At 61.4% G+C, this 8,390-nt stretch carries 16 protein-coding genes; 15 read left to right on the forward strand and 1 reads right to left on the reverse strand.

All coding sequences use genetic code 11. The annotated features are described in order from the left end of the window. The first annotated feature begins 9 nt into the window (after positions 1 to 9). The 13 genes from DW724_RS11705 (at position 10) to DW724_RS11745 (ending at position 6,789) form a co-directional block, all read left to right on the forward strand. Positions 10 to 228, forward strand: coding sequence for a hypothetical protein (locus DW724_RS11705; protein ID WP_040649713.1), 219 nt, complete (start codon positions 10 to 12; stop codon positions 226 to 228). After that, positions 228 to 485 (forward strand): hypothetical protein, encoded by a 258-nt coding sequence (locus DW724_RS11710; protein ID WP_118761596.1) that lies wholly within the window; start codon positions 228 to 230, stop codon positions 483 to 485. The genes DW724_RS11705 and DW724_RS11710 overlap by 1 nt, the downstream gene beginning before the upstream one ends. A 13-nt stretch (positions 486 to 498) precedes the next feature. Continuing rightward, positions 499 to 897, forward strand: coding sequence for a sugar ABC transporter ATP-binding protein (locus tag DW724_RS11715; protein ID WP_118647741.1), 399 nt, complete (start codon positions 499 to 501; stop codon positions 895 to 897). Positions 898 to 917: 20 nt separating this feature from the next. Continuing rightward, positions 918 to 1,046 (forward strand): hypothetical protein, encoded by a 129-nt coding sequence (locus tag DW724_RS16245; protein ID WP_255653996.1) that lies wholly within the window; start codon positions 918 to 920, stop codon positions 1,044 to 1,046. Positions 1,047 to 1,217: 171 nt separating this feature from the next. Then, the gene (locus tag DW724_RS11720; RefSeq protein WP_118761597.1) at positions 1,218 to 2,441 is read left to right on the forward strand and encodes an RNA-directed DNA polymerase; all 1,224 of its coding nucleotides are present in this window, start codon (positions 1,218 to 1,220) and stop codon (positions 2,439 to 2,441) included. After that, the gene (locus DW724_RS11725; RefSeq protein ID WP_118761598.1) at positions 2,350 to 4,059 is read left to right on the forward strand and encodes a DUF6273 domain-containing protein; all 1,710 of its coding nucleotides are present in this window, start codon (positions 2,350 to 2,352) and stop codon (positions 4,057 to 4,059) included. Before DW724_RS11720 ends, DW724_RS11725 begins: the two co-directional genes overlap by 92 nt. Then, positions 4,056 to 4,226, forward strand: a complete 171-nt coding sequence (locus tag DW724_RS15640) for a hypothetical protein (protein ID WP_008981404.1) — start codon at positions 4,056 to 4,058, stop codon at positions 4,224 to 4,226. Before DW724_RS11725 ends, DW724_RS15640 begins: the two co-directional genes overlap by 4 nt. Further along, positions 4,223 to 4,387 carry a hypothetical protein gene (locus DW724_RS15645; RefSeq protein ID WP_158580303.1) on the forward strand — a complete coding sequence of 55 codons (165 nt, stop codon included), beginning with the start codon at positions 4,223 to 4,225 and terminating at the stop codon, positions 4,385 to 4,387. The genes DW724_RS15640 and DW724_RS15645 overlap by 4 nt, the downstream gene beginning before the upstream one ends. Before the next feature lie 56 nt (positions 4,388 to 4,443). Next, positions 4,444 to 4,575, forward strand: coding sequence for a hypothetical protein (locus DW724_RS16250; protein ID WP_256274539.1), 132 nt, complete (start codon positions 4,444 to 4,446; stop codon positions 4,573 to 4,575). Between the two features lie 59 nt (positions 4,576 to 4,634). Next, positions 4,635 to 5,000, forward strand: a complete 366-nt coding sequence (locus DW724_RS11730; RefSeq protein ID WP_008981401.1) for a hypothetical protein — start codon at positions 4,635 to 4,637, stop codon at positions 4,998 to 5,000. A 13-nt stretch (positions 5,001 to 5,013) separates the two neighbouring features. Continuing rightward, positions 5,014 to 5,322, forward strand: a complete 309-nt coding sequence (locus tag DW724_RS11735; RefSeq protein ID WP_020989838.1) for a hypothetical protein — start codon at positions 5,014 to 5,016, stop codon at positions 5,320 to 5,322. Further along, complete coding sequence (locus DW724_RS11740) at positions 5,319 to 5,633, forward strand: phage holin, LLH family (RefSeq protein WP_008981399.1); 315 nt, start codon at positions 5,319 to 5,321, stop codon at positions 5,631 to 5,633. Before DW724_RS11735 ends, DW724_RS11740 begins: the two co-directional genes overlap by 4 nt. Positions 5,634 to 5,784: 151 nt before the next feature. Continuing rightward, a complete protein-coding gene (locus tag DW724_RS11745) occupies positions 5,785 to 6,789 on the forward strand; it encodes an N-acetylmuramoyl-L-alanine amidase (protein ID WP_118761599.1) in 1,005 nt (334 codons plus the stop codon). A gap of 65 nt (positions 6,790 to 6,854) precedes the next feature. On the opposite strand, the gene DW724_RS11750 is transcribed toward DW724_RS11745, so the two are convergent. Beyond that, a complete protein-coding gene (locus DW724_RS11750; RefSeq protein ID WP_158580305.1) occupies positions 6,855 to 7,358 on the reverse strand; it encodes a DUF4236 domain-containing protein in 504 nt (167 codons plus the stop codon). Positions 7,359 to 7,540: 182 nt separating this feature from the next. Between DW724_RS11750 and DW724_RS11755 the strand changes: the two genes are divergently transcribed. Continuing rightward, positions 7,541 to 7,720: a helix-turn-helix domain-containing protein gene (locus tag DW724_RS11755; protein WP_242889268.1), complete on the forward strand. Its 180-nt coding sequence runs from the start codon at positions 7,541 to 7,543 to the stop codon at positions 7,718 to 7,720. Positions 7,721 to 8,101: 381 nt separating this feature from the next. Continuing rightward, positions 8,102 to 8,365 (forward strand): helix-turn-helix domain-containing protein, encoded by a 264-nt coding sequence (locus DW724_RS11760; protein ID WP_118761600.1) that lies wholly within the window; start codon positions 8,102 to 8,104, stop codon positions 8,363 to 8,365. The last annotated feature ends 25 nt before the right edge of the window (positions 8,366 to 8,390 follow it).

An 8,390-nucleotide genomic window follows, 5' to 3' on the forward strand; every position in this document is an offset into this window, starting at 1 on the left:
GGCCGGCCTATGAAACACTACGGAGCAGTCGACGACCCGAAGGACATCACGACGAAGGAGTATGTCGACGCGGCTGACAACGCTCTGAAGGTGAAGGTCGACGCCCTGTGGGACTTCGTTTGCACGGACATCACGAGCAACCCCTTCCAGATCACATTCGACGATCTGGAGGGGCTGACCGTGAGATCCGGTATCTGGAACACAGGGCAGCGGAGGCTCGAGTGCTGATGGGAAGCTGCTACAACTACACCCCGATCCCACCAGCCGAAGCCTCCTGCATCATCGCGCACCTGTTCGTCGAGCTGGCCCTGCCCTGCTCCTGCTGCAAGCGGGAGGACGGCGTCATCGTCATTCAGGGCAAGACCTACGACGGCAGCAGCGCCCGCGTCACAATCAAAGGCGAGGAGGTGAGATACTACGGCAAGCAACGGACACTCGCGGCCATACGAGCGGGCCAATGTAGGCCGCCCGCCCTTCGGCCGTGACAAACTGCCCGAGATGCAGGTCATCACGGACGCCAAGGAGCTCGAGAAACACACCTACATCAAGACCAGAAACCCGGCCGTTTTCCCGAAGAAGGAGCGGCTCGGTCTGGCACAGAGGATGATGAACGAGGCCAGCGACCTCGTCGCCGATCTGATGGAGGCCAACGATCTGCTCCTGACGGATCCCGAGGAGCGTGAGCTCAGGTATCGCGCGCAGCGGTCGGCGCTTCGCAACTGCCGAAAGCTGATCCACCACATCGAGCTCGCGCATGAGATCCTCAGCGGCTTCGGCGATGACGCCTTTGCATACTGGGCGAAGATGGCGGCCGGCGTGAAGAACCAGACCGCCAAATGGTACAAAACGGATAAAGAGAGGGCCGCCAAGCTGGACGCACAGAAGCGTCACCAGTGAGGCGGCCCTCGGGGTATGCCTTGTTTTTTCGTGCCGGCTCGGCCAACAACGCCCGCAACGTCAACACCGATGGCACTCTGAACAGGAACAACGCCTACAACGGCAACAACGGCCTGCGCCCCGCTTCGATGGATCGCCCGACTTATTAACCGCCCGGAAACGGGAGGCGAACACTGTGCCCCATCATCCAAGGAAGGCATATCCCTCCCGCAGCCGCGGCCGTCTGACCGGCCCGGTCATGGGTAAACACAAGACCGCCGATGCTCCCGGCGGCGCACGCAAAGCGTGGCCGGAGCTATACACGGCGGGGAGACTTTTCAATGGAGAATATCGTAAACAGCACCATCGCGCTCTACAAAGCATACCGCAAAACCCGCTGCGGAAAGCGCGACAACCCGACCGCCATGCGCTACCGCATGGAGGCCATCGAGCGCACCGTCGCCCTCTCTGAGAGGCTCCAGCGGCGCGACTATTCCTTCGGGCCCTACTACCCCTTCAAGGTGTACGAGCCCAAGGAGCGGCTCGTCCTCGCCATCGACTTCGAGGGCAAAGTCGTCCAGCACTCGCTCTGCGACAACGTCCTCGAGCCGGCGTTCTCCCGGCGCTTCATCCGGGACAACTACGCCGGCCAGATCGGCAAAGGCACCCACGACGGCCTCGATCGTCTGGCTGCGGCCATGCGCCACTATTTCTTCAGCCGAAAGACAGCAGACGAAGCAGCCCGCAAGGCTGCCGGCCTGCCGCCCCGGCCGATGAACGAGTGGGACTACGCCGACGGCTGGGTACTGAAGGGCGATTTTTCAAAGTTCTTTTACACCCTGCTCCATTCCTACTGTTACGAGACGGCCCGCCGGGCCCTGAAGTGGCTGAAGGATCCAGAGCTGATCGACTTCGCTGAGTGGCTGCTGTGGCTCATAATCGACAGCACGCCAGACCCCGGCATCCCGATCGGCAACCAGTCGAGCCAACTGCTCGCGCTGCTCTATCTGGACGCCTTCGACCACTGGCTGAGGGATGACCGCGGCCTCGTATATGGCAGGTACATGGACGACTTCTACATCATCCACAGCGACAAGCTGCTGCTCCGGCAGATACTCAAGGAGATCGAGGCGTACATCAAGCCGCTCGGCCTTCGGCTGAACGGCAAGACGCAGATCCTCCCGCTGAAGAACGGCATCGACTTCCTCGGCTTTCACACCTACCTCACGCAGACCGGCAAGGTCGTGAGGAAAGTGCGAGCCAAGAGCATCGACAACATGAAGCGCAAGATCCGCAAGTTCCGCGGGCTGGTGGACTCCGGCAAGATGACACTCGACAGCGTCGTGCAATCCTACGCGAGCTGGACGGGCCACATCTCACACGGCAACACCTACCACCTGCGGCAGAACATGGACGCCTATTTCTTCAGCTATTTCCCGGAGCTCAAACCATCACCGAAAGGAGACACAACTCATGGCCCAAAAACTGAGCAACCTCGCAAACAAGTCGAAGGTCAAGTTCGGCAGCCTATACGGCAGCCCGATCGTCTGGATCGTGGCCGATAAGAACCACGCAGGCTACCCCTCCAACAGCGTCACGCTCGTGACCAACCAGATCATCAAGATGCTGTGCTTCGACGCGACAGAACCGAGTAACGGCAACAGCGACCGCCGCAACTACGGCAACAACCGCTACATCCACTCGAACCTGCGCCAGTGGCTCAACAGCCCCGCGGCTGCCGGCCAGTGGTACACCGCACAGCACTCCGCAGACCAGACGCCGGACTCCTCCCACGTCTGGAACGGCGTCAACCCGTACAGTGGCCTCGCTGGTTTTCTGAACGCCTTCACCGCCAACGAGCGGGCAGCTCTGCTAAACACCACCATCACGGTCGGCAAGAGCTCCACAGACGGCGGCGGGACGGAGACCTGCACGGACAAGATCTTCCCCCTGTCCTGCACTGAGGTCGGCCTGAGCGGCGACCACGTCTGCGGCAGCAAGCTGGCGATCTTTAGCGACAACAACAGCCGCATCGCCACCGTGACGGCCTCCTGCGTCGCAAATTCCAACTATTCCAGCAACCCGGGCTCTGGCGCCGCGTGGTACTACTGGCTGCGGGACGCCTATGCCGGCTCGGCCGACCTCGCCCGCGGCGTCGGCACCGATGGCACTCTGTACGGGGACAGCGCCTACTACGGCGGCCACGGCCTGCGCCCCGCTTGTAATCTGTCCTCTGATCTCCTGATCTCCGACTCCGTCGACTCGGATGGATGCTATACAGTGATCTACAATCAGGCGCCCACAGCGCCGTCGTCCATCACTGTCCCGAGCGAAGTGCTCGGCGGCGAGAACCTGAGCATCTCGTGGGCGGCCTCCACCGACCCCGACGGCAACCTCTCCGGCTACGTTCTGGAGCGCAAGGTCGGGAGCGGCACATGGGCGCAGGTCTACAAAGGATCCGCGCGCACCTACACCGACACCATCACCTACGGATGGACGAGCGTGCAGTACCGCGTCAAGGCATACGACGCCGCCGGCGCGGAGAGCGCGTACACCACCAGCGCCACCCGCACCGTCACCAATAACCGGCCGCCCGTCATCAGCGGCACAGACAGCGCCCTCGGCAGCTTCAGCACGGCGGCCCCGTCCTACGAGTACACCGTCACCGACGCCGACGGCCATCAGGTCGACGTCGTGGAGATGCTGGACGGCGTCACGCTGCGCAGCTACACCGTGACCCTCGGCCAGACCAACACGCTGACGATCGGCTCCGAGGCGTGGCTGAAGGTCGTGAACGGCAGCCACACCCTGAAGATCGTGGCGACCGACGCCAAGGACGCCAGCGTCACCCGCACGCTGACCTTCACCAAGGCCGTCACGTCCGTCGAGTTCGAGCAGACCCTCGCTATGGAGGCCGACGCCATGCCGACCAAGGCCCTCGTCAACATTCAGGGTAATTTCCCGGCCGGCTGCACGCTTCAGGTCTGGATCTGCAACAACGGCAACGACGCGAGCCCGACGTGGGAGGACATCACACAGAAGGCCCGCACCGGCCAGAAGCACTATTTCACCAACCAGACCAAGACGGCCGCAGCGTGGGGCGTCAAGGTCAAGGCCAAGCTGCTCCGCGGCTCCGCTACGGAGACCTGCTACATCCAGTCGATCGGAGGTAACTTTGCATGATTAAACACAGAGCCGACAGCATCCAAAAGCTGAACGACGAACAGGCCGCAGAGGCCAAGAAGGACAAAACCATCGCCGAGCAGGCTGACACCATCGAGCTGCTGAAGGGCTGCATCATGGAGCTGGCCGACGTGGTCTACGGCGACGGAGGGGAGGTAACAGCATGAGCAAGATCGTCGAGCTGTACGTCAGGGAGCTGACACGCGAAGGCTCCACCATGACCATCAACGACGTCCCGAAGAAGCTGCGCAAGCAGGTCGAGGACGCCATCGCTGCCATCGAGGCAGCCGCAAACGCCGGCACCGCGGAGGAAGGGGCGACCGAATGATCGCCCGGGCCCTCGCGTGGCTATTATTAAAAATTGCAGGAAAGGAGGAGCGTGAAATGCTGGTACGTCTGTATGCAGGCGAGATCATCATGGGCCGCATCACCGAGGACGACGTCCCCGCGAAGCTGAAGGCCCGCGTGCACAAGTATCTCGTCGACATGGGCTACTTCGACGACGTCGAGGAATAAGCCCACAAACCAAAGGAGGGCCGCGAGCTGCGGCCCTCCGACTTTTATGAGGTGACACCATGATCGAAATCAACATCGGCGCGCTCGTCGTCCTTCTGGGGATCCCGACGGCCGTGACCGGCTTCTGCTTCTGGATGCTCGAGCACAGGATCCAGAAGCGCGAGAAGCAAAAGGAGGCCGAGGAGGCCAAACGACAGAAAGAGGCAGCGGCCCGAGAGCGTGCCCGTGAAGATCTCCAGATCATCACCATTCAGGGCACGTCGGCAGCCATCGCCCTCGGCGAGGCGACGGCCCGGGCCGTGCAGCGCATCCCTGACGCACATTGTAACGGGGATATGCACGCGGCCCTCGACTACGCTGCCAAAATCAAACACGCGCAGAAGGACTTCCTCACCAGTCAGGGGATCCACGCGATCATCGACTGAGGAGGTGAGCAGCATGGCCGCAAAGAAGCGCCGGCGCAAGCGTAAAAAGAAAATCGAGGCGAGCAAAAAGCTCGCATACTGGGCGGCCAGCGTGGCAACGCTCAGCGCAGCCAGCTCTCTGCTGCTCTCTGCCTTCGGGCGCGACCCGGTCGGTGAGCTGACCGGCACCATCTTCACCGCCTGCGTCGGCTATCTAATCACATACGCCGGCAAGAGCCTCGGCGAGAAAATCAGCCGAAACCGCCACGGGCTCGACGCCGACGGCAACCCGCTCCCGGATCCGTCCGGGGACACTCTCAACAATGAGGAGGCAAAAGGATGAACACCATCGACATCACCCCCATCGTCAACGCAGCCCTCGCCCTGATCGGCGCCGGCGTCAGCGTTTTCCTGATCCCGTGGCTGAAGAAGCAGACCACCGAGGCACAGCGCAAGGAGCTGACCGCGTGGGTAAAGATCGGCGTCGCTGCCGCTGAGCAGCTCTACGTCGGACAGGGCCGCGGCGAGGAGAAGAAGCAGTACGTCCTCGACTTCCTGAAGCAGAAGGGCTTCAAGGTCGACGAGGAAAGCGTCGTCAACGCGATCGAGGCAATCGTCAAGCAGCTCAACACTGAGGGCCTGACCATCGAATAACGGAGAGGGCGGGCTCCGGCCCGCCCTTTTCTTGCTTGTAAAGGAGGCAAACCCATGAAAAACCAGAACACCGACGACATCAAGCTGAAGCCCGGCGAGACCATCACAGACGAGACTCTCGACGAGCTGACCGGCGGGAAAGGAGACGACAATGAGTAACAGCCCTCTGGTGGTCTACACCAAGCTCAGCCCGAACCACTCGGGCAAGCGCACCAAGAAGATCGACACCATCACGATCCACTGTATGGCCGGCAACTGCTCCGTCGAAACCTGCGGCAACCTGTTCGCCAACTCTGCGCGGCAGGCGTCCAGCAACTACGGCATCGGCACCGACGGCCGGATCGCCCTGTACGTCGACGAGGCAAACCGCTCGTGGTGCACCTCGTCCAACGCCAACGACCAGCGGGCCGTCACCATCGAAGTCGCCAACAACGGCGGCGCGCCTGACTGGCCCGTCTCCGCGAAGGCATACGCCGCGCTGCTGGATCTCGTGACCGACATCTGCAAGCGCAACGGCATCAAGCGCCTCGTCTGGTCGACCAGCAAAAACGACCGCGTGAACCACCTGAACGGCTGCAACATGACCGTGCACAGGGACTACGCGAATAAGAGCTGCCCGGGCGGCTACCTCTACAACCGCCACGGCCAGATCGCGGCCGAGGTAAACAAGCGCCTCGGCATCACGGACGCAGGCGGCAGCACCGGCGGCCAGACCTCCGGCAGCACCGAGACCGGCCTGAAGGTCGGCGACGTGGTCGACTTCAAGGGCACGCAGCACTACACCAGCGCGGCGGCCAAGGACGCCAAGATCTGCAAGCCCGGCAAGGCCACCATCACGGCCGTCGCGGCCGGCAAGGCGCACCCGTACCACCTGAAGGCAATCAGCAGCGGCGGCTCCACCGTTTACGGCTGGGTAAACGCTGCGGACATCTCGACCGGCAGCACCGGCACGGCCACGAGCTACCGCGTGCGGACGACGGCCGATGTGCTGAACATCCGCAAGGGCCCCGGCACCAACTACGGCGTCGCCGGCCAGATCAAGGGCAAGGGCATCTACACCATCGTCGCCGAAGCCGCAGGCCCCGGCGCGACCAAGTGGGGCAAGCTCAAGAGCGGCGCGGGCTGGATCTCTCTGGACTACGTCACGAAACTCTAAAACCGCATAGAAAAGCAAAAACCCGCCCGGAGATCCCGGGCGGGCTTTTTCTGTTATGTGGGGCTTTACTCCTCGGCGTCAGGATCCGGCGCTTCACCGGCAGCGGCGAGCTCGGCCTCTGTGGGCTGGAACCGCAGCACACGGCCCTCGGAGTCATAGAAACCGCCGAGCAGGATGGTGAAAATATCGACCAGCCAGCCGATCCCGCAGGCCCCGGCCGTCAGCAGCCAGATGACGCCCGTGCCGGTTTTCCCAACATAGAACCGATGGACACCGAAGAAGCCGAGGAAGATGCACAGCAGCAGCGCCACCGTCTTATTTTTCGGGGACGTCGGCCGCTGCGCTGCGGGGATGCTGACCGCGCCCTGCTGCGCGCCGGACTTCCCGCCGGAGCTCGTCGTATAAGACAAGCCCGTCCCGGGGATCCCGACGGTCGTGTGACTTTTTCCCGTCGTGCTGATCGTGTGCTTCAGGCCCTTCGGGCCGAAGCTGACGCTCGCGCTTTTCTTGTTAAGGTTTACCCGGACACCCGGGGCAATTTTGAAACTACGTCTGAACCGTGTACCCATGCCGTTACCTCCTGTTTGCGTTTTTTAGTGTTTAGTCATCTTTGGCATAATATTACCATGCCAAAACTGGTAAAGTCAATATTGCATAGTCATCTTTAGGATAAAAGGAGGCGAGGGCGTCGAAGATCTACAAACCAGACGGCAGGTGCAACATCTCCGGGGAGCGAGTCAAAGAGGAACGGCTGCGGGCTGGTCTATCACAGGAACAGCTCGCCTACAAGCTCCAGATCATCGGACTGGACGTCACGCAGAAGGTCATCAGCCGCATCGAGAACGGCAGCAGAGTCGTCGCTGACTACGAGCTGGACTATCTGGCGACCGCCCTCGGCACCACGATCAACCACCTGCTCGGGAAAGAATGAGAAAACCGCACGGCAGCGGCGCCGTGCGGCTTTTTTATGTGAAAAAACGCGGGAAAATGTTGAAAATCCGCCGAATTATGCTTGACATTATAGAGCAAATGCTCTATAATATAATCACAGGCAAGGGATAGCCGAGTACAGAAAGAAAGGAGAACAAAACCGCGGAAAGGAGGCAAAGCCGTGGATGCTGAGCAGATGAAAAAACTGCTCGAGCTGCTGGAACAGGCTCTAAAGTGTGAACAGGTTGCCACCATCACGATCACAATAAAGCCGAACCAAAAGCCCAAGCAGTAAGGTCGAAGGACGGCGGGAAAAATCCCGCCCGCCGTTCCTCTTTATTATAACCACGAAACCACGGCGAAGTCAAGCGGGAGGAACAACATGGACATCTCGATCAAAGTGACCTATAAAAACGAGGGGCTACAAAAGCTCCGCAAGGCGGCCGGCCTGTCTCAGTCTCAGCTCGCCGCACTGGCCGGGATCAACGTGCAAGTGCTCCAGCAGTACGAGCGAGGCGCCCGGGACATCAACGGCGCGAAGCTGCCGACGCTGCTGAAGATCTGCAACGCGCTGGAGTGCAGGCTGGCCGACATCATCACGGACGAGGAGACGCTCGAGCTCCTGAAAAAGTACGAGGAACACTGACACACAGAAGGGGGGGGCGGGGGGG

This window comes from Butyricicoccus sp. AM27-36, from assembly GCF_003480945.1.
Taxonomy (GTDB): domain Bacteria; phylum Bacillota; class Clostridia; order Oscillospirales; family Butyricicoccaceae; genus Agathobaculum; species Agathobaculum butyriciproducens.

Excerpts from the sequence above, each read along its gene's own strand:
- DW724_RS11705 (WP_040649713.1), top strand. The coding sequence starts at position 10 with ATGAAACACTACGGAGCAGTCGACGACCCGAAGGACATCACGACGAAG.
- DW724_RS11710 (WP_118761596.1), top strand. The coding sequence starts at position 228 with ATGGGAAGCTGCTACAACTACACCCCGATCCCACCAGCCGAAGCCTCC.
- DW724_RS11715 (WP_118647741.1), top strand. The coding sequence starts at position 499 with ATGCAGGTCATCACGGACGCCAAGGAGCTCGAGAAACACACCTACATC.
- DW724_RS11720 (WP_118761597.1), top strand. The coding sequence starts at position 1,218 with ATGGAGAATATCGTAAACAGCACCATCGCGCTCTACAAAGCATACCGC.
- DW724_RS11725 (WP_118761598.1), top strand. The coding sequence starts at position 2,350 with ATGGCCCAAAAACTGAGCAACCTCGCAAACAAGTCGAAGGTCAAGTTC.
- DW724_RS15640 (WP_008981404.1), top strand. The coding sequence starts at position 4,056 with ATGATTAAACACAGAGCCGACAGCATCCAAAAGCTGAACGACGAACAG.
- DW724_RS15645 (WP_158580303.1), top strand. The coding sequence starts at position 4,223 with ATGAGCAAGATCGTCGAGCTGTACGTCAGGGAGCTGACACGCGAAGGC.
- DW724_RS16250 (WP_256274539.1), top strand. The coding sequence starts at position 4,444 with ATGCTGGTACGTCTGTATGCAGGCGAGATCATCATGGGCCGCATCACC.
- DW724_RS11730 (WP_008981401.1), top strand. The coding sequence starts at position 4,635 with ATGATCGAAATCAACATCGGCGCGCTCGTCGTCCTTCTGGGGATCCCG.
- DW724_RS11735 (WP_020989838.1), top strand. The coding sequence starts at position 5,014 with ATGGCCGCAAAGAAGCGCCGGCGCAAGCGTAAAAAGAAAATCGAGGCG.
- DW724_RS11740 (WP_008981399.1), top strand. The coding sequence starts at position 5,319 with ATGAACACCATCGACATCACCCCCATCGTCAACGCAGCCCTCGCCCTG.
- DW724_RS11745 (WP_118761599.1), top strand. The coding sequence starts at position 5,785 with ATGAGTAACAGCCCTCTGGTGGTCTACACCAAGCTCAGCCCGAACCAC.
- DW724_RS11750 (WP_158580305.1), bottom strand. The coding sequence starts at position 7,358 with ATGGGTACACGGTTCAGACGTAGTTTCAAAATTGCCCCGGGTGTCCGG.
- DW724_RS11760 (WP_118761600.1), top strand. The coding sequence starts at position 8,102 with ATGGACATCTCGATCAAAGTGACCTATAAAAACGAGGGGCTACAAAAG.